The organism is Mesorhizobium sp. M0062, assembly GCF_040323125.1.
Classification (GTDB): Bacteria; Pseudomonadota; Alphaproteobacteria; order Rhizobiales; family Rhizobiaceae; genus Mesorhizobium.
This window is the reverse complement of the sequence record NZ_JAMYUO010000010.1, coordinates 143074-163218: the sequence shown is the minus strand read 5'-3', so window position 1 is coordinate 163218 and position 20145 is coordinate 143074. Positions and strand designations below refer to the sequence as shown.

25 protein-coding genes are annotated in these 20145 nt (G+C 63.0%); 11 read left to right on the top strand and 14 right to left on the bottom strand.

Going from position 1 to position 20145, the window contains the following annotated elements; genetic code table 11:
- Positions 1-74: 74 nt before the first annotated feature.
- Complete coding sequence (locus NKJ64_RS14905) at positions 75-836, bottom strand: GGDEF domain-containing protein (protein ID WP_023681345.1); 762 nt, start codon at positions 834-836, stop codon at positions 75-77.
- Positions 837-1011: 175 nt separating this feature from the next.
- On the opposite strand from NKJ64_RS14905, the gene NKJ64_RS14900 reads away from it, so the two are divergent.
- Entirely contained in the window at positions 1012-1731 is a 720-nt protein-coding gene (locus NKJ64_RS14900; protein WP_023687469.1) for a pyrimidine 5'-nucleotidase, read from the top strand.
- A 96-nt stretch (positions 1732-1827) separates the two neighbouring features.
- Here NKJ64_RS14900 and NKJ64_RS14895 read toward each other — a convergent pair whose 3' ends face one another.
- Positions 1828-2673: an LOG family protein gene (locus NKJ64_RS14895; protein ID WP_023681343.1), complete on the bottom strand. Its 846-nt coding sequence runs from the start codon at positions 2671-2673 to the stop codon at positions 1828-1830.
- Between the two features lie 148 nt (positions 2674-2821).
- On the opposite strand from NKJ64_RS14895, the gene dapD reads away from it, so the two are divergent.
- Genes dapD through NKJ64_RS14880 form a run of 3 tightly spaced genes read left to right on the top strand, consistent with a single transcriptional unit; the run spans position 2822 to position 4869 of the window.
- Complete coding sequence (gene dapD / locus NKJ64_RS14890) at positions 2822-3676, top strand: 2,3,4,5-tetrahydropyridine-2,6-dicarboxylate N-succinyltransferase (RefSeq protein ID WP_023696035.1); 855 nt, start codon at positions 2822-2824, stop codon at positions 3674-3676.
- Positions 3673-4077 carry a DUF805 domain-containing protein gene (locus tag NKJ64_RS14885; RefSeq protein ID WP_352462840.1) on the top strand — a complete coding sequence of 135 codons (405 nt, stop codon included), beginning with the start codon at positions 3673-3675 and terminating at the stop codon, positions 4075-4077. The genes dapD and NKJ64_RS14885 overlap by 4 nt, the downstream gene beginning before the upstream one ends.
- 21 nt (positions 4078-4098) lie before the next feature.
- Complete coding sequence (locus NKJ64_RS14880; RefSeq protein WP_023673220.1) at positions 4099-4869, top strand: hypothetical protein; 771 nt, start codon at positions 4099-4101, stop codon at positions 4867-4869.
- A 64-nt stretch (positions 4870-4933) separates the two neighbouring features.
- Here NKJ64_RS14880 and NKJ64_RS14875 read toward each other — a convergent pair whose 3' ends face one another.
- Positions 4934-5947 carry a 2-dehydropantoate 2-reductase gene (locus NKJ64_RS14875; protein ID WP_352459998.1) on the bottom strand — a complete coding sequence of 338 codons (1014 nt, stop codon included), beginning with the start codon at positions 5945-5947 and terminating at the stop codon, positions 4934-4936.
- 115 nt (positions 5948-6062) lie between these two features.
- Here NKJ64_RS14875 and dapE point away from each other — a divergent pair, with 115 nt between their 5' ends.
- Together dapE and NKJ64_RS14865 are read left to right on the top strand one after the other, a co-directional pair.
- Positions 6063-7253, top strand: coding sequence for a succinyl-diaminopimelate desuccinylase (dapE, locus tag NKJ64_RS14870; protein ID WP_023725314.1), 1191 nt, complete (start codon positions 6063-6065; stop codon positions 7251-7253).
- Positions 7254-7255: 2 nt separating this feature from the next.
- Positions 7256-7861, top strand: a complete 606-nt coding sequence (locus tag NKJ64_RS14865; protein ID WP_023673217.1) for a hypothetical protein — start codon at positions 7256-7258, stop codon at positions 7859-7861.
- Here the strand turns inward: NKJ64_RS14865 and truA are convergent.
- From truA to def, 6 genes are all read right to left on the bottom strand, one after another.
- Complete coding sequence (gene truA, locus NKJ64_RS14860) at positions 7858-8613, bottom strand: tRNA pseudouridine(38-40) synthase TruA (RefSeq protein WP_023696039.1); 756 nt, start codon at positions 8611-8613, stop codon at positions 7858-7860. The two genes, NKJ64_RS14865 and truA, sit on opposite strands and share 4 nt — an antisense overlap.
- A gap of 11 nt (positions 8614-8624) precedes the next feature.
- Entirely contained in the window at positions 8625-9131 is a 507-nt protein-coding gene (locus tag NKJ64_RS14855; protein WP_023728813.1) for a GNAT family N-acetyltransferase, read from the bottom strand.
- The gene (gene fmt / locus NKJ64_RS14850; RefSeq protein ID WP_023696041.1) at positions 9128-10078 is read right to left on the bottom strand and encodes a methionyl-tRNA formyltransferase; all 951 of its coding nucleotides are present in this window, start codon (positions 10076-10078) and stop codon (positions 9128-9130) included. The genes NKJ64_RS14855 and fmt overlap by 4 nt, the downstream gene beginning before the upstream one ends.
- Before the next feature lie 38 nt (positions 10079-10116).
- The gene (locus tag NKJ64_RS14845) at positions 10117-10542 is read right to left on the bottom strand and encodes a type II toxin-antitoxin system VapC family toxin (RefSeq protein WP_023696042.1); all 426 of its coding nucleotides are present in this window, start codon (positions 10540-10542) and stop codon (positions 10117-10119) included.
- A complete protein-coding gene (locus NKJ64_RS14840) occupies positions 10539-10826 on the bottom strand; it encodes a hypothetical protein (protein WP_023696043.1) in 288 nt (95 codons plus the stop codon). The genes NKJ64_RS14845 and NKJ64_RS14840 overlap by 4 nt, the downstream gene beginning before the upstream one ends.
- A gap of 99 nt (positions 10827-10925) precedes the next feature.
- Positions 10926-11456: a peptide deformylase gene (gene def, locus NKJ64_RS14835; RefSeq protein ID WP_023673213.1), complete on the bottom strand. Its 531-nt coding sequence runs from the start codon at positions 11454-11456 to the stop codon at positions 10926-10928.
- Positions 11457-11559: 103 nt separating this feature from the next.
- Here def and NKJ64_RS14830 point away from each other — a divergent pair, with 103 nt between their 5' ends.
- Positions 11560-12813, top strand: a complete 1254-nt coding sequence (locus NKJ64_RS14830) for a DNA recombination protein RmuC (protein ID WP_352462839.1) — start codon at positions 11560-11562, stop codon at positions 12811-12813.
- Between the two features lie 101 nt (positions 12814-12914).
- Here the strand turns inward: NKJ64_RS14830 and NKJ64_RS14825 are convergent, their stop codons facing one another.
- From NKJ64_RS14825 to NKJ64_RS14810, 4 genes are all read right to left on the bottom strand, one after another.
- Positions 12915-13721, bottom strand: a complete 807-nt coding sequence (locus NKJ64_RS14825; RefSeq protein WP_352462838.1) for a class I SAM-dependent methyltransferase — start codon at positions 13719-13721, stop codon at positions 12915-12917.
- Between the two features lie 81 nt (positions 13722-13802).
- The gene (locus tag NKJ64_RS14820; RefSeq protein WP_023673210.1) at positions 13803-14207 is read right to left on the bottom strand and encodes a GFA family protein; all 405 of its coding nucleotides are present in this window, start codon (positions 14205-14207) and stop codon (positions 13803-13805) included.
- A 77-nt stretch (positions 14208-14284) separates the two neighbouring features.
- Positions 14285-15238, bottom strand: coding sequence for a cation diffusion facilitator family transporter (locus NKJ64_RS14815; RefSeq protein ID WP_352462837.1), 954 nt, complete (start codon positions 15236-15238; stop codon positions 14285-14287).
- A gap of 112 nt (positions 15239-15350) precedes the next feature.
- On the bottom strand, positions 15351-16160 hold the full coding sequence (locus tag NKJ64_RS14810) for a transglutaminase-like domain-containing protein (protein ID WP_023673208.1): 810 nt from the start codon (positions 16158-16160) through the stop codon (positions 15351-15353).
- A 213-nt stretch (positions 16161-16373) separates the two neighbouring features.
- Between NKJ64_RS14810 and NKJ64_RS14805 the strand changes: the two genes are divergently transcribed.
- Complete coding sequence (locus NKJ64_RS14805; RefSeq protein WP_006200611.1) at positions 16374-16499, top strand: hypothetical protein; 126 nt, start codon at positions 16374-16376, stop codon at positions 16497-16499.
- A gap of 206 nt (positions 16500-16705) precedes the next feature.
- Positions 16706-17020, top strand: a complete 315-nt coding sequence (gene sugE, locus NKJ64_RS14800; protein WP_023681326.1) for a quaternary ammonium compound efflux SMR transporter SugE — start codon at positions 16706-16708, stop codon at positions 17018-17020.
- A gap of 85 nt (positions 17021-17105) precedes the next feature.
- Here sugE and NKJ64_RS14795 read toward each other — a convergent pair whose 3' ends face one another.
- Positions 17106-17534, bottom strand: a complete 429-nt coding sequence (locus tag NKJ64_RS14795) for a DUF6481 family protein (protein WP_023673205.1) — start codon at positions 17532-17534, stop codon at positions 17106-17108.
- A 234-nt stretch (positions 17535-17768) separates the two neighbouring features.
- Here NKJ64_RS14795 and NKJ64_RS14790 point away from each other — a divergent pair, with 234 nt between their 5' ends.
- Together NKJ64_RS14790 and NKJ64_RS14785 are read left to right on the top strand one after the other, a co-directional pair.
- Positions 17769-18830: an LLM class flavin-dependent oxidoreductase gene (locus NKJ64_RS14790; protein ID WP_352462836.1), complete on the top strand. Its 1062-nt coding sequence runs from the start codon at positions 17769-17771 to the stop codon at positions 18828-18830.
- 110 nt (positions 18831-18940) lie between these two features.
- Positions 18941-20110, top strand: a complete 1170-nt coding sequence (locus NKJ64_RS14785; protein ID WP_023673203.1) for an AI-2E family transporter — start codon at positions 18941-18943, stop codon at positions 20108-20110.
- Positions 20111-20145 lie beyond the last annotated feature (35 nt).

Here is a 20145-nt window from a genome sequence, read left to right as displayed (position 1 = left end):
GTTACAACCCGGTAAACGGCGCAGTTGCGTGGAAACAATGTCGGCGAAGCGTTAACAGCCCCACCACCAACACCTCACGCAGCTTCGGAAATATCCCGGTCGAGGATCGACAAGTTGCGGCCGCGGTGCTTGGCCTCGTAGAGCCGGCGGTCGGCGGCGCGCATCAGGTCCGAGACATCGGCATCTTGCGCACAGGTGATGCCGCCGATCGAGACGGTCAGCGGCACCGTGCGCTCGTCGACCGGACGAAAGCGGACCAGCTCGACTTCACGGCGGATGCGCTCGGCCACGCGCCGGGCTTCGGCTTCCGTAGCGCCGACCAGGAAGGCGCCGAACTCCTCACCGCCAATGCGGCCGAGCACGTCGCCGCTGCGGACGCCGCGCTCGATGGCGCTGGCGATCAACACCAGTGCGTCATCGCCGGTCAGATGGCCGAAACTGTCGTTGATCGCCTTGAAATGGTCGGCGTCGATGATCAGCAGCGCGCCGCGATCGGATTTGCGCCGCGAGCCGTCCAACGCGGCAAAGAAGCTCTCGCGGTTGAGCATGCCGGTCATGTCGTCGCGGCTCGCCTTCGCCGACAGGCGCCGATGCGCGGCGGCGAGCTGGGCATGCGCGCGGGCGAGATCGCGATGCGCGTTTTTCAGTCGGTCGCTCTGCCAGAAGGTGCTGGCGCAGGCGATCCAGGCGAGCGCCAGCGGGCACACCGTCGATGTCAGCCAGACAGTGCGGTCGACCGGAAAACCCATGGCGGGAACGATGATCAGCGTCAGCAAAAGCGAGATGGCTACCGAGCCGAATGCGACCGCGGCGGACTTTAAGACTATGCGACTCATCGCTGGCTCCCACTGAACCGTCTCTGTGCCAGCAAGCCCTGAAGGCCACCTTTCCGTGATGGCTAAAATTTGAATGGTGAGCCCATTTTTACAACTCTAGATGCACATAGGTTGTGGATAAGCTCTACATCAGAAAGGGGTTCGAACGGCAGATATTTCATGCCATAAGGACGCCATGACCACGCTGCCCGATCCCGCCCGCTTCGCCCATGTCACCGACTGGGTGTTCGACCTCGACAACACGCTTTATCCGCACCATTCGAATCTGTTTTCGCAGATCGACGTCAAGATGACGGCCTATGTCGGAGAACTGCTCACGCTGCCGCGCGAGGAAGCGCGCAAGCTGCAGAAGGAACTCTATCTCGAATATGGCACGACGCTGAACGGGCTGATGACGCGTCACGGCATCGACCCCGACGACTTTCTCGAAAAGGTGCATGATATCGACTATTCGTGGCTGGTGCCGGATCCGGTGCTGGGCACCGCCATCCGCCAGCTGCCCGGCCGCAAGTTCATCTTCACCAACGGCGACCGCAGGCACGCCGAGCGCACCGCGCGTCAGCTCGGCATACTCGACCATTTCGACGACATTTTCGATATCGTCGCCGCCGGGCTGACGCCGAAGCCGTCGCGGCAGACCTATGAGAAGTTTGCCGAACTGCACGCCGTCACCGGACACAATGCGGTGATGTTCGAGGATCTCGCCCGCAACCTCGAGGTGCCGAAATCACTGGGCATGACCACGGTGCTGGTGGTGCCGCGCAATTTCGAGCCTACCTTTGCTGAAATCTGGGAACGCGATCCGGCCAATGAGGACGACGTCGATTTCGTCACCGACGATCTGGCGACGTTTCTGACGGGGATAGTGGAGGGGGTGGAGGAATTGAGGAGCTGAAGAATTGAAGAACTGGTGAAAGGAAGAACTGGTGAAAGGAAGACCGATCCGGACCTCCTTTTCCTCAATTCTTCAGTTCCTCAATTCCCGGTTCCCCTACTCCCCCAACTTGTAGAAGCGGCTGATGATCCCCCAGGCCTCGTCGGCGGTGTCGACAAAGTCGATGATATCCTGGTCGCCGGGCGTGATGGTGCCTTGTTCGGCCAGGAAATCGAGGTCGATCGCGCGCTGCCAGAACGCCTTGCCGAACAGGATCACCGGCACGCGCTCCATGCGGCCGGTCTGGATCAGCGTCAGCGTCTCGAAGAATTCGTCCATGGTGCCGAAGCCGCCCGGAAACACCGCGACGGCCTTGGCGCGCATGACGAAATGCATCTTGCGGATGGCGAAATAGTGGAAGTTGAAGCACAGCTCCGGGGTCACATAGGCGTTCGGCGCCTGCTCGTGTGGCAGGACGATGTTGAGGCCGATCGACGGCGCGCCGACATCGTCGGCGCCGCGATTTCCCGCCTCCATCACGCCTGGGCCGCCACCAGTGACGACGACGAATTCGCGGTAGTAGGACGTGGCCGATTGCTGTGAGCAGAGGCGGGCGAATTTGCGCGCCTCCTCGTAGTATTTGCTGTTTTCCTCGAGGTTTTTCTTCTGCGTCTCGTTCTTGGCGGCCCAGGCCTCGCCGCCGGGCTCGGGAATACGCGCGCCGCCGAACAGGATGACCGTCGAGCGGATGCCGCGCTCGGCCAGGATCATTTCGGGCTTCAAGAGCTCAAGCTGCAAGCGCACAGCGCGCAATTCCCGGCGCGTCATGAAGTCGGGATCGTTCCAGGCCAGCCGGTAGGTTTCGGCGCGCGTCTGCGGCGTGTCGGGAACGCTTTTCGAGCGCTCCAGATCCTCGTCCGAATGCGGCAGCGGCGTCCATCCCGCCTTTTCCATAGGAGTCATATGCTTTCTACCCGTCCCAACAGTTCACTTGCGCCGTCCCATGGCGCACGCGTGATTGACCCCCAATACGCCTTAACATAGGGTCCGCGCGACTTTCAAAACAAGGTTAAGGCCGACGGCCTTAACAGCGTGGTAACGGAGCGAATTCATGTCGAAGCCTGATCTGGCCAGCCTCGAAAAGACCATCGAGAAGGCCTTCGAGGAGCGCGACACGATTTCGACCGCGACCCGTGGCGAAACGCGCGACGCCATCCAGTCCTCACTCGACCTGCTCGACCGTGGCACCGTGCGGGTCGCCGAGCGCCAGCCGGATGGCAAATGGCATGTCAACCAGTGGCTGAAGAAGGCGGTGCTGCTCTCCTTCCGGCTCTATCCGATGGAGATCATCAAGGGCGGCCCCGGCCAGGCGGTCTGGTGGGACAAGGTGGCGTCGAAGTTCGACGGCTGGAGCGCGGTCGACTTCGAGAAGGCAGGCTTCCGCGCCGTGCCGTCTTCGATCGTGCGCCGTTCTGCCTATGTCGCGCCGGGCGCGGTGCTGATGCCGTCCTTCGTCAATGTCGGCGCCTATGTTGACAGCGGCACCATGGTCGACACCTGGGCCTCGGTCGGCTCCTGCGCCCAGATCGGCAAGAATGTGCACCTCTCGGGCGGCGTCGGCATCGGCGGGGTGCTGGAGCCGATGCAGGCCGGCCCGACCATCATCGAGGACAATTGCTTCATCGGCGCGCGCTCCGAAGTGGTCGAGGGCTGCATCGTGCGCGAAGGCTCGGTGCTCGGAATGGGTGTGTTCATCGGCCAGTCGACCAAGATCGTCGACCGCGCCACCGGCGAAGTGTTTTATGGCGAGGTGCCGCCGAATTCGGTCGTCGTCGCCGGCTCGATGCCGGGCAAGGCCTTTCCGAACAACGAGCCGGGCCCTGGCCTCTACTGCGCCGTCATCGTCAAGCGCGTCGATGCCAAGACCCGGTCGAAAACCTCGATCAACGAACTGCTGCGTGATTGATCCTGTCCGAGCAACCAGAGCGCTCCAGATTGCCCACCACACCACCACTTCCCTGGCTTTTCTTCAGCCTCTCAGGGCGCGTCAGCCCAAGTGCCTACGTGCTCGCCGGGCTGCTGCTGGTGCTTGCACAGTTTTTCCCGCTCTACCAGTTGTCGAGACTGGAACCAGGCACCGCAACCAGCCAGAACTGGGCACTTGTGTTCTGGGTCGTTTTGCTGATCTCGACATGGTCGAGCTTTGCGGTAACCGCAAAGCGGTTTCATGATTTCGGCAAGCCGACTTATTACGCGTTGATCTCTCTTATCATCGGCCCCATTCTTCTCATCGTTCTAGCGTGTTTCCGCGGTGACCCCGGTCCGAACCGCTACGGCAAACGCAGCAACGCGCCGGCTGAACCATGAGCGCCGACCGGATATCTCGCCATGCGCTACCGCACGCTTGATCCGAAACTGATCATCGACACCGCCGAGCGGCTGGAAGAGCGCGTCGCCGAGCGTTTTCCCGATGCCGGCCTGCGCGGCGTCGCCGCCGAACTGGTGTCGCTGTCGCGCGACCTGGCCAAGGCGGCGCAGGCGCTGGAAGCGCCGATCTGGTGGCTGCGCGGCGCCATCGTCGCCGCTGTTGCCGCCGGCGCGCTGATCTTCCTATTCGTCGGCACCATCCTGCCGCTCATCCATATCTCGCAGGCCGACGATGCGGTGCAGTCAGTGCAAGGCATCGAAGCCACGATCAACATGATGATCCTTGCCGTGCTCGGCCTGCTGGCGCTGATCCGCACCGAGGAGCGCATCAAGCGCAAGCGGGTGTTTCGCCAGCTGCATGGGTTGAGATCGCTGATCCATGTCATCGACATGCACCAGCTGACCAAGGATCCGGCAGCATTGTCCGCCAATTTCAGGCCGACCGCGCATTCGCCGGCTCGCATCACCAATGCCGCCGACCTGGCGCGCTACCTCGACTATTGCTCGGAAATGCTGTCGATCACCGGCAAGATCGCGGCGCTGTTTGCGCAGTCCGTCAATGACGATGTGGTCATCGACGGCGTCAACGACGTCGAGAACCTGGCGTCCAACCTGTCGCGCAAGATCTGGCAGAAGATCACGCTGATCGAGAACCACCCGGCGGCGCAGCCCGTGCCGGCGCCAGGCCCGGCGAGCAAAGCGCCGGCTCCGAGGCGCGCACCAAAGCTGTGACGCGGGGCCCACGCGCCTGTTTTCGGGCTATGCGGGCCAAGGCCCGAGGCTCGCGGCAAGTAGACTATCCAGTGACGGCTTCCGGCGTCAGCCCGGGTGAGCCGCGCTTTTCCCGCTCGGCCTGCCGCACCAGCACGGTGACCCGCTTCAGCAGAGGCGCCGGCGTGCCGGCCTTTTCGGCGAGGTTCAGGACGGCCCCCTGCAGGTCACCGATCTCGGTCGGCCGACCACGCTGGAGGTCGTCCCACATCGACGAGCGCGCCTGCGGGTCGATGGCGAGCATGCGGCGGGCGACCAGCCGGAACAGCCAGTCCGGCAGCCGGAGCAGTTTCGGCAGCAGGACGGGATGCAAGCCGCCGATTCGTGCCGGCGCGATATGTAACGCCTTCATCGCCGCCAGGGCCTCGTCGATCTGACCGGCCAGGATTCGCCGCCAGCGGCGGTCGGCAAGTTCGCTCGCCAGCGGCAGGCCGGACAAGGCGACAAGCGCGTTGTTGAGGTTGATCAGCAGCTTGCCCCACTGAACGGCTTTCATGTCGGGATGGGTTTCCACGCCAAGCCCTTCGACATCGAGAAGGCCGGCAAGGCCGGTCACGCCATCTTCGATCATGACCTTGCCGTCGCTGGCGCGATGCACGTGAAGCGGCAAATTGCCTATGGCCGACTGGACGACATTGAACGGCACCATGCCGGCGAGCACAGTCCGTCCACCGAGCCCGGCGCGTAACCGGTCGGCATTGCCGACGCCGTTCTGCAGGCTGACCACCACGACATCGCCGCGCGCATGTCCGGCAACAAGCGACGCCATCTCCTCGGTAGCGCCGTTCTTGACCGTCACCAGCACCACGTCGGCACTGGCGAGGGCAGCGGCGGGATCGGTGGTGACGGACTCCGGCCGGATGGATCGGTCGCGACCATCGAGATCGGTGATGCGCAGGCCACCGTCCAGCAAGGCTGTCGCGATGCCCGGCCGCGCCAAAAACACCACCTTGCGTCCGGCCAGCGCCAGGCAACCGCCGACATAGCAGCCGATGCTGCCGGCGCCGGCAATGACGATGGTCTTTTCGGCGTTGGCCATGCGATTATCTCGTGTTGGCCTGCACTATACGACAGGAAAACCATAATGTCGGCGGCAGGATCGGTCATCATCTCTGGCCGTGACAGGCCTTTCGCTTTCGACTATCGCTTTGCCCATGAAACTGCCGACCGATCCCGCCGCCAACCTCGCGACCCTCATACGCTGCGCCTCCGTAACGCCCGCCGAGGGCGGCGCGCTGGCTGCCCTGGAAGGCATGCTGAAGCCGCTCGGCTTTTCCGTCGAACGCCCTGTGTTTTCCGAAGACGGCACCCCCGACATCGAGAACCTCTACGCGCGTCGCTCCGGCAACGGGCCGCATCTGATGTTTGCCGGCCATACCGACGTGGTGCCGGCGGGCGACGAGGCGTCGTGGACGCATCCGCCCTTCGCCGCCGAGATCGCCAGGGGCGAGATGTATGGCCGCGGCGCCGTCGACATGAAGGGCGGCATCGCCTGTTTCATCGCCGCCGTGGCGCGCCATGTCGAGAAAAAGGGTGGTCCGAAAGGCTCGGTCTCGCTGCTGATTACCGGCGACGAGGAGGGGCCGGCGATCAACGGGACGACAAAACTGCTCGACTGGGCGGCGGCCAAGGGCGAGAGATGGGACGCCGCGATCGTTGGCGAGCCGACCAATCCGGACACGCTCGGCGACATGATCAAGATCGGCCGGCGTGGCTCGATGTCGGGCAGTGTCACGGTCAACGGCCGCCAGGGCCATGTCGCCTATCCATTGCTCGCCGACAATCCGGTGCGCGGCCTGATCAGCCTGGTCGACGCCTTGCTGTCGCCCGTCTTCGACAAGGGCACGAAGGATTTTCAGCCGACCAATCTGGAAGTGACCTCGATCGATGTCGGCAACCCGGCGACCAATGTTATTCCGGCCAAGGCGACAGCCACCTTCAACATCCGCTTCAACGACACATGGACTGCCGAGACGGTGCAGGCCGAGATCCATAACCGCCTCGACCAGGCGGCGAAGCGCAAGAAATACCGGACCGGCAAGACGCCGGTCGACTACGAGCTGATCTGGCGCGACCGGCCGAGCCATGTCTTCCTGACGCGCGACGACAAGCTGATCGAGACGCTGCGCGGCTCGATCAAGGCGACGGTCGGCAAGGAGCCGGCGCTGTCCACCTCGGGCGGAACCTCGGATGCGCGTTTCATCAAGGACTATTGCCCGGTGGTCGAGTTCGGCCTGGTCGGCAAGACCATGCACATGGTCGACGAGCGCGTCGCACTGGCCGACCTCGAGACGCTGACCCAAATCTACCAGCGCTTCATCGATGACTGGTTCGAGCAGGGCTGATCATGCTTTCGGTTGACGAGACCTCTTCATCGCTTAACGGCGCCTGGCGGCTGATGCTCGGGAAGGCCGACGGCTTGCGGCTGCTCGACCTGTCGGCGGACGGCTTCTGGAATTCCTTCTTCGCCATCGTCGTCGCCGCGCCGGCGATGATCGTCGGCTGGGTCGGCACGGCCAACGAGATCGGCGATCCCAATGCGTTCGCCGGCCGGCTGGGCATGTTGATTCGCCTGGCGACCGTCGACCTCGGCTCGTGGCTGCTGCCCCTGGTTGTGCTTGCCCTGGTCGCATCGCGCGCCGGCATCGGCGACCGCTTCGTCCACTATGTCGTCGCCAGCAACTGGGCGTCGGCGATCACCGCCTGGATGCTGCTGCCTTCAGCGCTGATCAGGCTTTTCCTGCCGTCCGGCAACCCGGTTGCCGAATTGGTGTGGCTGGTTCTGGTGGTGCTTTCGCTGGTACTCTCCTGGCGGATGACCAACGCCGCGATCGGCAAGGGCGCGGCTGTCGGCAGCGCCGTGTTCGCAGGCATGTTGGTGGTGTCTCTGGCCGTGTTGTTCGGCCTGGTGGCGCTGCTCGGCATCACTGTGCCGACCGCCGCTCCGGCCTAGAACTTTTCCGGATAGTCTACACCGACGAGAAAAAGCCCGTCGGGCGGCGCCACCTGGCCGCAGGCGGCGCGGTCTTGTGCAGCGAGCGCGGCCTTGAGGTCGGCGGCGGTCCAGCCGCCGTCGCCGACGCGTTTCAGCGAACCGACCATGGAGCGCACCTGGTTGTGCAGGAAAGAGCGCGCCGAGGCCCTGACTTCGATCAGGTCGCCCTGGCGGCTTACATCGAGCAGCTCCAGCGTCCGCACCGGACTGTTGGCCTGGCATTGCGTCGAGCGGAAGGTGGTAAAGTCATGTCGGCCGAGCAGGACTTTCGCCGCTTCGTGCATGGCGTCCGCATCGAGCCGCTTCGGCACCCACCAGACCTTGCCCTTTTCCATCGCTGCAGGCGCGCGCCGGTTGAGGATGCGGTAGAGATAGTGCCGTCCGCGGGCCGAGAAACGGGCGTCGAACTCATTGGGGACAACCGTCGCCTGCAGGATGGCGATGCGCGCGCCCGCCGCCTGCAGGTGCGCGTTGACGGCGTCGCGCACCTTGTCGTTTGGCCATGCCTTGGCGAGGTCGACATGCGCCACCTGGGCGGTCGCATGCACCCCGGCGTCGGTGCGGCCGGCGGCGCGTATCCGCACCGCCTCACCGCAGAATTTCTCGATCGCCTGCTCTATCGCCTGCTGCACCGAAGGCTGATCCGCCTGGTGTTGCCAGCCGGCGAAGAGGCTGCCGTCATATTCGATATCGAGACGAAAACGCGGCATACACCCTTCGTTCAGGCGGCGAGTGCGGTAAAGGCCTGGGCGTAGACCAGTTTGCCTTTTTCGGGTGCGTCACCCCAGGCCAGCGCCTGCAGCGCTTCGCCCTGATATTCGCTCTCGAACTTTTCGGCCCGCGCATGATTGTAGCCGAAGCGGCCGTAATAGGCCGGATCGCCCAACACAACGGCGAGCGTCTCGCCGGCATCCCTGAGGCGGATATGCGCCTCGCGGATCAGCGCACCGCCAATGCCCGAGCCGTGGAACGAAGGTTCCACCGCCAACGGCGCCAGCGCCACGGCTGCAAACTGCTTGCCGCCGTTCTGAACGAACAGCCTGGAAAACAGGATGTGGCCGACCACCTGGCCGTCTTCTTCCGCCACCAGTTCGACAACGGCGTCGCCGCCGGTGACCAGAGCGTCGACCAGCCCGGCCTCCGCCTGCTGGCCGAATGCGTGTTCCTCGACCAGGCGTATAGCCTCGCGGTCCCGCGGCGTCGCGCCGCGTATCGACATCATGCTCATGAGAACTTCATTCCTTTTTCGATCTTGGCCCCGCGCAGAAACTCCTGCGCGGCAGCAGGCTTTCCGCCCGCCCGTTGAACTTCGACCAGCCTGACCGCGCCCGACCCGCAGGCGACCGTCAGCCGGTCATCGAGAATTCCTCCCGACTCGCCCATGCTTTCAGAAAGCGTACCTTCAGAAAGCGTCGAGCGAAGCAGTTTCAGCCGTTCCGTGCGGCCGCCGATGTCGGCCTCGCACCAGGCGCCCGGGAATGGCGACAGCCCGCGAATGTGATTGTGGACCTCCGCAGCCGGGCGCGTCCAGTCCACACGTGTCTCCGACTTATCGATTTTCCTGGCGTAGGTCACCCTGTCAGCCGCCTGCAAAGTCGATGCCAGGGTATTTGTCTCCAATCGGGACAGCGCTTCCACCATCAGCGTGGCAGCAATATTCATCAAGCGGTCGTGCAGATCGCCGGCGGTCATGTCGGGCTCTATGGCGCATTTTTCAACCAGTGCCACCGGACCGGTGTCCAGGCCCTCTTCCATGCGCATCACCATCATGCCGGTTTCGACGTCGCCGGCCATAATGGCGCGCTGGATGGGAGCTGCACCACGCCAACGCGGCAAAAGCGAGGCGTGGCCGTTGAGGCAGCCGAGGCGCGGAGCCTCCAAAATACCCTTCGGCAACAGCAAACCATACGCGACGACGACCGCGACATCGGCACGCAACGCATAGAAAGCAGCTTGCTCGGCCTCGCCCTTCAGCGACAGCGGCGTGCGCACTTCGATGCCCAGCCGCTCAGCCTCGCGCTGCACCGGCGACGGTGTCAGCTCCAGCCCGCGGCGGCCCGCGGCGCGCGGCGGCTGGGTGTAGACGGCTGCTATCTCGTGCCCGGCCTCGGCAATCGCGCGCAGCACCGGCACCGAAAACTCCGGCGTGCCCATGAAGATGACGCGAAGCGGCATTTTTCGTCCAGTATCCTGTTCTGCGCGCGGCAGTCCGCTCAAGCGTCTGCTTCAAACGGGTTTACGATCTTGAGGTCAAGCTCTTCGAAGTCCTTAATATTGCGCGTCGCCAGCATAGCGTCGTGCGACAGGCAGATGGCAGCGATCATGGCATCGGAAAGGCTGATCGGCCGGCCGATAGTTTCCCGCATTGCCCGGAGCTTGCCCGCCAGACGGGGAATGGGACCGGCAAATTCGACGACACGTCCCGAAAACTGCTTCGAAACCAGGTGGTCAAGTGCACGGACGTGGCGGTCCGAGCCGGTCTTGTTGAGAAACCTTTCGGCTCCAAAGGACTGCTCCATGACAACAGGACCGCAGAGATAGAGGTCGAGCAGGTCCTGTCTGCCAAACCACTTAGCGACGTTTGGATCGGGCGCGGGCCGGCTCGCTTCCGAGACGACATTGGTATCGAGGATTATCACTCGAAATTCTCAATGGTGCGGCCAAAGTCGCGTTTCCGTTCCGCTTCGATCTCATCCATCATCTGCGCAAATTCGTCGCTGATTGCATTTTCCGAGGCGAAGGCAGCGCGAATCGCATCCCAAGCCGTGAGTCCAGGCTCGGCCTTGCCTTCTTTTTCCGCAACCATGCCTTTTCGCAACAGATCGATCGCCTTGATCGAGAGGCTTTGGCCGCCCTTGCGTGCCGCATGCTCGATTTCACGCTTCAACGGCTCGGGAATATCTCTGATCAACATATCGCCCATCTGAGTCTCCAGTCTGATATCAATGATATCACGCAAGGAAGCGTCTCTCAATAGGGGCGGGTCGAGACGGGATTTTGTGCGAGTCGCCGAAAGCAGGGCCTATCCCACCAGCTTGCCCGGCGCCTTGTCCTTGGCGAGCTTCTTGAACTTCTTGACCACCATGTCGCGCTTCAGCTTCGAGATGTGGTCGATGAACAGCACACCGTTGAGATGGTCGATCTCGTGCTGCAGGCAAGTCGCCATCAGGCCTTCGGCCTCGATCTCCTGCAGCTTGCCGTCGCGGTCGAGATATTTCACGCGCACCGAGGCGGGACGCTCGACCTCGGCGTAATAGTCCGGGATCGACAGGCAGCCTTCCTCGTAGACCGAGCGGGCGTCGGCGCTTTCGAGGATTTCGGGATTGATGAAGACATGCGGCGCCGGCGGCTCGTCTTCCTTGGCGAGGTCGATGACCAGCATGCGCAGCGGCTCGCCGATCTGGATTGCGGCCAAACCGATGCCCGGCGCATCATACATCGTCGCCAGCATGTCGTCGGCCAGTTTGCGCAAAGGCGCGTCGACGCGTTCGACTGGTTTGGAAACCTGGCGCAGGATGGGATCGGGAAGGATGATGAGCGGCTTGATCGACATGGCGCCTCACCTAAAACGTCGCAGGAGAAGCGTCAACCGGTGCGAATCGGTCTCGTTCACGTTTTGATCTGTGCCAGGTCTGCGAATCGGCTATGCTGGCGGGATGAACGACCTGAGCACCATCCTTTCCGAACCCGTTGCCCGGCTTGGCGCCACGACGATCACGCTCGGCCATGCACTGGCCCTCGGCGCGCTGGTGTTTCTCGGCCTGTTCCTGGCGCTTGTCGTGGCGCTGTGGCGATCGGCCAAGGCGCGCACCATCGCCGCGGCGGAAGCCGCCGACCACGCCCGCGACACCGAGGCGCGGATGGCCGGCATTTTGCAAAGCCAGGCCGAGATGCAGGGCCGCATGGGCGCCATCGCCGACGTGTTCGGCGCAAGGCAGGCCGAACTCAACCAGTCGATCGGCCAGCGCCTCGACGCCATGACCGGCAGGCTCGGTCAAACCATGACCGAACAGACCAAATCGACGCATGAGAGCCTCGCCAAACTGCAGGAACGGCTGGCGGTCATCGACACCGCGCAAGGCAACATTCAGTCGCTGGCCGGCCAGGTCGTGCAATTGCAGGCGATCCTGTCCAACAAGCAGACGCGCGGCGCCTTCGGCCAGTCGCGCATGGAGGCGATCGTCGCCGACGGCCTTCCGATGGGCGCCTACGAGTTCCAGGCAACGCTGTCAAACGGCAGCCGTCCCGACTGCCTGGTCAGGATGCCGAACGGTGCGCCGCAGCTTGCCATCGACGCCAAGTTTCCGCTGGAAGCCTGGAACGCCATCCGCGCCGCCGATGGCGCCGAACAACAGAAGATCGCGGCCCAGGCTTTCCGCCGCGACATCGAAATTCACGTCCGCGATATCTCGGAAAAATACCTGATCCAGGGCGAGACGCAGGACACCGCCTTCATGTTCGTGCCGTCGGAATCGGTGTTCGCCGAAATCCACGAGAATTTCGACGCCGTGGTCCAGAAGGCGCACCGGGCGCGTGTCATCATCGTCTCACCGTCGCTTTTGATGCTGTCGATCCAGGTCATCCAGGCCATCCTCAAGGACGCCCGCATGCGCGAACAGGCGCATCTGATCCAGGGCGAGGTGATCCGGCTGATGGAAGACGTCGCGCGCGTCGACGAACGCGTGCGCCGGTTGCAGACGCATTTTGGCCAGTCGGCCAAGGATATCGACGAGATACTGGTGTCGACGTCGAAGGTGACCAAGCGCGGCCAAAAGATCGAAGCGCTGGAGTTTGGCGAAAGCGAAGCCGAAGTGCGCGGTGGCGGACCCGCCAAGGCCGAAGCCGGAGTGCGGGTGGCGGATTCCAAGACGGGGCAGCTCAGGCTACGTGTCGTCGAAGGCGACGATTAAAGCGCGTCGCGCTGAACGGATTCATACGACGCGCTTTAAAAGTCTTTGTTTTGATGCATGTCGTTGTCCCAGAACCGCGGCACACTTCTGGGCGCCATGCATTAGACCGTAGCCACGATCACGTGCGCCTGGATCTTGGCCGCAACCTCGCCGCTGCCGTGTCTGGCTGCAATCACGGACGCGGCGTGATCGGTTGCGGCTTCCAGTTTTCCTCTAGCCTCGATTTCGTTGCGAAGCGGAGTTCCCTGGCAATAGGCAACCGCCGGAAGGCGCGGCGAGGAGGCACGGCTTTGTTCGGGCCTCGTGTCGATCACCACACGGGAGAAACCTGCGGCTTCCAACTCGCCGCGGATCAATGCAATGTCATTGTAGCCGTGCGGCGTGCGGGCGAGAAAGCGGGGCGGATCGTTCGGAAAAATCTCCGCAAGAGCATTCGTCACATCATTGGCGAATACATTCTCTTCGATGCGATCCCACACGTTGAACAGGAAATGGCCGCCGGTCTTCAGGACCCGCTTTGCTTCGCGATAGCCGGCGGCTCGGTCGGGAAAGAACATCGCGCCGAACTGACAGCAAACGAGATCGAAAGCCGCATCTTCGAACGGCAGCGCCAGAGCATCCGCCTGACGCCATTGTATACGACTGTCGGGAGCTTGTCGCGAGGCCGCGTAGTCGAGCATAGGCTGGTTGAGGTCGGTCACGACATAGCTTGCGCCGGGAGACAGTTTTGGAGCCAATGCGCGGGTGACAACGCCGGTACCGGCGGCGACTTCCAGGACGGCGCCGGGCGACAAGGACGCTGCCCGTCGTGCCAAATCCGCGGCGAACGGCTCGAAGATCAGCGGCACCATGTAATGGTCGTAGTTTTCCGGAATCGAGCCGGCAAACACTTTGTCCGTTTCCGACATTGCTATCCCCCGCCATCCGTTTGATGGCTAGCCTAGCACATTATTGGCTGGTTTGGGCCGCGTTTAACCGGGAGGCAGGTGCTACTGCGCCTCTACGATGCTTACGCCCTCGAATTCCGGAAGCCAGTGCAGGGCCGATCGGTGCCATTTCTGTTGGGTCGGAACGAGATCTTCGCGTTGCCGCGCGGTCCCCGCCCTGATCCCATAGACCTTCGGCCCGTCGCCAACCGACGTTGCGTAAAGATGGGAACCGCAGTCGCCGCAGAACGCCTGGGCACGCTTGGCGCCGCTCGATCCCGTCTTGATATAAACCTTCGGTGTGCCCTTTGTGATCCTATAATGATCCTCAGGCGCGGGAACAGTGACACGAAAGGCGGTACCGGTCAGTTGCTGGCAGTCGGTGCAATGACAGATAGAGGTCTTTTCCGGGTCGACGTCTGCTTCATAAGTTATGGCGCCGCAATGGCACCCACCATCGATTTTCATCGTTGATTCTCCGAAATCCGTCGGGTGATCTTAGCGGGACCAGGCGATGGCGCCAACGGTGGACTGCTGGTCCAGAACTAGTCCGACGCCGCCTCGACCTGCTTGCGCCGGTGCTCCCAGGTTCCGGTCGTCTGCGGCTTGACGAACAGTCTGGTGATCTCCGGCATTTCTTTTTTCAAGAGCGCCTCGATGCGCTCGACACAGGCTTCGATCTCAGGCGCCGTCAGATGGTCCTCGAATTCGATGCTCAGCCCAGCGACGATCTGTTGCGGGCCGAGATGGACGGTGAGAACGCCGTTGGCCCGCTGCACTGCCGGATCCTGCTGGGCGATGGCCAGCACCTTGGCCTGCACTTCCGGCGAGGCCGGCTCACCGATGAGCAATCCCTTGTTTTCGCGCGCCAGAAAGATGGCGGTGGCGCCGAGGATCATCGCGATGCCGATCGAGGCGACGCCGTCGAGCTCGGGCATGTCGAGGAGTTCGGCCGCCAATATGCCGGCGAAGGCGACGAACAGACCGAGCAGGGCGGCGCTGTCCTCGAACAGGATCGTGTAGACGCTCGGATCCTTGCTCGATTGCACGGCCTGCAGCCAGCCTTGGTTGCCCTTCTGCTGGCGGAACTCCTTCAGCGCCACGTACCAGGAGCTGCCCTCGAACAGCATTGAGAGGCCCAGCACAATGTAGTTGATTTTGGGATTGGCGACCGGCTGAGGCGCCATGATGTGGACGACGCCTTCATAGAAGGACACGCCAGCGCCGAGCGCAAAGACGAGCAGGGCGACAATGAAGCTCCAGAAATACAGCTCGCGGCCATGGCCGAGCGGGTGCGTGCGGTCCGGCGGACGGGCGGCGCGGTGCATGCCGTAGAGCAGCAGCCCGCCATTGCCGGTATCCACCAGCGAGTGCACGCCTTCCGACAGCATCGCCGAGCTGCCGGTGAAGAAGGCGGCGACGAATTTGGTCATAGCAATAGCTAAATTACCGGCGAGCGCCGCGTAGATGACCGTCTTCGACCCGCCATGCGCTGCCATGCTGTCCCTCCAAGGCGCCCAATGTAACGGCCTGCCGCCGAGCTCCACAGGCATCACAACGCACGAATCGCCTGGTCGTTCAGGTTGAAGGCCAGCTTGCGGAAAGACGCCCCTATTCGATGATCTCGTCCGTCCACACCTTGAAACCAGCCAGCGTGCCCGGTCCGAAGATGTGGGTCAGCGGCACGTCGGCGGCGTCGCGACCCGACGCGATCAGGATGCGGCCGATGCGTGGCGAATTGTTGCGCGGGTCAAAGACATGCCAGCGGCCACCGAGATAGACCTCCATCCAGGCTGCGAAATCCATGCTCGCCCAAGGTTTGGGCAGGCCGATGTCGCTGATGTAGCCGGTGCAGTAGCGGGTCGGGATGTTTAGCGCACGGCAGAAGGTGACGGCGAGGTGGGCAAAGTCACGGCAGACGCCGCTTTGCTCGCGATAGGCTTCGGCCGCGGTGCGCGTCGGTCGGGCATTGCCGTAGCTGAAGACGATGTGGTTGTGGACGAAATCACAGACCGCCTGGACGCGGGCAATACCGAGCGGCGTATGCCCGAACAGCCGCCAGGCTTCGCTGGCCAGCAGATCGCTCTCGCAAAAGCGGCTGGGCAACAGGAACAGCAATGTGTCCGACGGCAGGTCGCGAACCTCATGCTGCCAGGCCATCAGGTCGCCCATCTCGAAGGTACCGGGGTCGCGGATTACCGAATCGGTGCCGAAGGTGAAGCGCCCGGGCGGGGCGACGAAACGGTTGCACCAATTGCCGAAACTGTCGCGGTAGCTCTGGATCGGCACCGGCGGGCTGGAGGTCAGGAAATCCGGGCGCTCGAGATCGGAGGCCCTGGAGTAGTGGACGTTGAGCATCGCGATGAGCGGCGTTTCCTGCGGAAAATCGAAACTCATCTCGCTGCCGATGCGGATTCGCATTGTCGTCCTGACCGCACTGCCTGATCATCGCCGGGCGAAGGCATGGCCGATGCTGCAGTGCGAAGGCAACCATGGCACGGACCGGAATGGTTTACGAGCAAATTAGAAACCGGTTGAAAGCGGCCCGACGGCGCCGGCGACAGACGCCCGCCCCCTTGCAGTCCGGCGTTTCTCTTGTTTCACTTGGCCTCCCAGCAACTGGAGGAGCGAATCATGGCTAAAGGTGCGATGAAGGCGGGCAAGGAAGCTCGGAAGCCGAAAAAAGACGCCAAGAAGCCCGCAGCGGCTCCGGCACTCAAGGCGCCGCCCGTCAAGGCGATGAGGCTCAAGGAAAAGTAAGCCCGCCTCGGAAGATCTTGGACGGTTGAAATCCGGACAACCGTTTCGGCGCAGATTTTGACACCGGCGGCATGAACGATGCGGCCGGTGTTTTTGTTGATCGCACCGGCGCAGCCGCTTATACCGAAGCGGCGAGGACGACCTCGCGCCTTTCTCAAAAGTCCGGCCGGGACGCCCCGCCATCCTCATGGAAGGAGTGCATCCCGATGTCGTGGATTTTTCTGTTCTTCGCTGGTCTGTTCGAAATCGGCTGGGCGATCGGCCTCAAATACACTGACGGCTTCTCGAAGCCGCTGCCGACGGTGCTCACTGTCGCCTCGATGATCATCAGCCTCGGGTTGCTCGGCCTGGCGCTCAAGACGCTGCCTGTCGGGACGGCCTATGCGGTGTGGACCGGCATCGGCACGGTCGGCACGGCGCTGCTTGGCATCTGGCTGCTGGGCGAGCCGGCGACGGCCATCCGGCTCGCCTGCATTGCGCTCATCGTCTGCGGCATTATGGGGCTGAAGCTCGCCGCCTGAGCAAAGCAACCAAGGAAATCGACGCACAAACACATTCAGGGCCGCTGGAAGGCGACCCTGATGTCCGATCGTTTCGATCGAAGCGTTAGCGGGCGGAGAAGCCCGGAGGCGTCCTGCCGGTACGCTGCTTGCGGGCCGCATAGCGTGCGTCGCGCTTGGCCTTGCGTTCGGCTTCGTCGGCCAGCAAACGGGCAATGCGCTCGTTTTCTTCGGCTTCCTTGATCTTCGCTTCAGCCTGCGCTGCCTCTTCGGCCGCAATACGCGCCGCTTCGGCTGCTGCCTCGCGCTCGGCCTTCTCGACCGCCTCGCGTGCCAGCTTTTCCTGCTTCAGCCTGGCCTTTTCGGCCTCGCGTATCTCGCGAGCCTCAAGAATCGCCTTGCGTTCGGCTTGTTTGGCCAGAACCGCAGGATCATCAGCCGCCGGCTTTGACTTGAAGCGCTCCAGAAGCGCCTTCTTTGCCTCGTTCGCGGCATTGCGCCGCTCGAAAATGTCTTTTTCCCTGTAGATAGCCAAGTCCACTTCCCTGAAGTCAATTCGCGACGCTTACATACGCGCGAAAACCGAGAGTTCAAGCGCCAAAACGGTATGCCAGCCATGAAAGTTTATGCTGTTGCAGCCGGGAGACGCGTTTTCCCTGAAACAAAGCCGGCCGAAACCGACATGCACTGTTCACCATCCGCCCCTCTGGCGGCCGGGGCGGCTCGCCGCTACCTCTAGCGGCAAATCAGAACATTTGGATGACATGCCATGGAACTCGGTCTCTACACTTTCGCCGACGTCAGCCCGGAGCCCGGCCCCGGCGCGATCGGCCCGCATCAGCGACTGCGCAATCTGATCGAGGAGGTCGAGCTGGCCGACCAGGTCGGCCTCGACGTCTTTGGTCTGGGCGAACATCACCGCCCCGACTATGCCGCGTCCGCGCCGGTGGTGGCGCTGGCCGCTGCCGCCGAACGCACCAAGCGCATCAAGCTGACCAGCGCGGTCACCGTGCTGTCCTCCGACGATCCGGTTCGCGTCTTCCAGCAGTTCGCAACGCTCGACCTTTTGTCGGGCGGCCGGGCCGAGATCATGGCCGGGCGCGGCTCGTTCATCGAATCCTTCCCGCTGTTCGGCTACAATCTCGAGGATTATGACGAGCTGTTCGCCGAAAAGCTCGATTTGCTGCTGGCCATCCGCGATAATGTAAATGTCACCTGGTCCGGCAATCTGCGCGCGCCGATCAACGACCGCGGCGTCTATCCGCGGCCGCTGCAGGACAAATTGCCGATCTGGATCGCAATAGGTGGAACGCCGCAATCTGCGGCGCGCGCGGGCGTGCTCGGCCTGCCGCTGGCGCTGGCCATCATCGGCGGTGAGCCGGCGCGGTTTGCACCGCTGTTCGACATTTATCGCGATGCCGCCAGGCGGGCCGGTACCGACCCCTCGGGCCTTGCCACCAGCATCAATGTGCACGGCTTCATCGCCGGGACCACTGAACAGGCGGCCGACGATTTCTACGGCCCGCAGGCCGAAGTGATGAACCGCATCGGCCGCGAGCGCGGCTGGGGCCCGACCTCGCGGGCGCATTTCGATCAGTCGCGTGGTCCGAACGGCGCGCTGTTCGTCGGTAATCCGGAGCAGGTGGCGGAAAAGATCGTCGCCCAGCACAAGATCTTCAACAATGACCGCTTCCTGCTGCAGATGGCGATCGGCGCCATGCCGCACGCCAAGATCATGAAGGCGATCGAACTGTACGGCACCAAGGTGGCGCCGATCGTGCGCAAGGAGACCGCCAAGCCCGGCGTCGCCGTCGCAGCGCCAGCCGCCTGAGCGACGGGCGGCCCGGATTGAGGGCCTTGCCGGCTAACGGAACCTTGGGCTTGCAGAGGCGTTTCCGTCAGGGGAATGCACCAATTGCGGTGCGCCGCTGAGGGAAAATCATGAAAGCCGAACCCGCCGCTTTGGGTGCTGGCCTTGCCGAAACCGAAGAGGCGAGAGTTGTGGCGCGTGCCGACACGCATCTGATGCGTTCGCTGCTCATCGGGATCTTCCTGTTCATGGCCATCTACGCGCTGTATTTCGCGCGTGCTTTCTTCATGCCGGTCATCCTCGCCTTCCTGCTGACGCTGACGCTGACACCAATCGTGCGCTTCCTGCGCAAGCGCGGCATTCCGGAAGTGGTTTCGGCGACAATGTTGGTCGTGCTGTCGATCTGCGTCTTCGGCGTTGCCGGCTATCTGCTCAGCGGCCCGGTCATCGACCTTCTCAACAACACCTCGTCGATCGGCCAACAACTTACCGAACGGCTGGCGCAATTACGGCGTCCGCTCGAGAGGATCATGCAGATCTCGCATCAGATCGAACAGATGACGGAGACCTCGCAGGAGCCGGGCATCCAGAAGGTGGCGATGGCACAGTCCGGCGTCCTGTCGGCCGCCGCCAGCAACGTCCTGTCGGCGGGGACAAGCCTGACCATCATCTTCGTGCTGTCGCTGTTCCTGCTGGCGTCAGGCACGATGTTCTATGAGAAGATCATCCAGTCCTTCGCCAGCCTCAGTGAGAAGAAGCGGGCCTTGCGCGTCGTCTATGACGTCGAGCGCGAAATCTCGCATTATCTGCTCACCGTCACCGTCATCAATGCCGGTCTCGGCGCGGTTATCGGCCTTGGCCTGTGGGCGCTCGGCATGCCCAACCCGCTCGTCTGGGGAACGATGGCGGCGCTGCTCAACTTCCTGCCCTATGTCGGCGCGCTGATCACCATCGTGCTGGTCAGCGTCATTGCGATGATCAGCTTCGACTCGATCACCTACGCCCTTTTGGCGCCGGGCTTCGTGCTTTTGTGCGACATCGTCGAAGGCCAGTTCGTTACGCCGATGGTTGTCGGCCGACGCCTCGAGATCAACGCCGTGGCGATCTTCATCGCCATCGCCTTCTGGTCCTGGCTTTGGGGCTTTGTCGGCGCGCTGATGGCGGTGCCGCTGTTGGTCGTCGTCAAAGTGTTCTGCGATCATTTCGATGGCCTCAGCCATGTCGGCAATTTTCTCGCCGCACAGCAGACGGCCGTGGTGGAGGAAGAAGCGGCCGAAGAGAACGGAAAGGCAGCGGCATAAGCTTGCCGCGCCTGTCCGTCATCGCGCATTTGTTG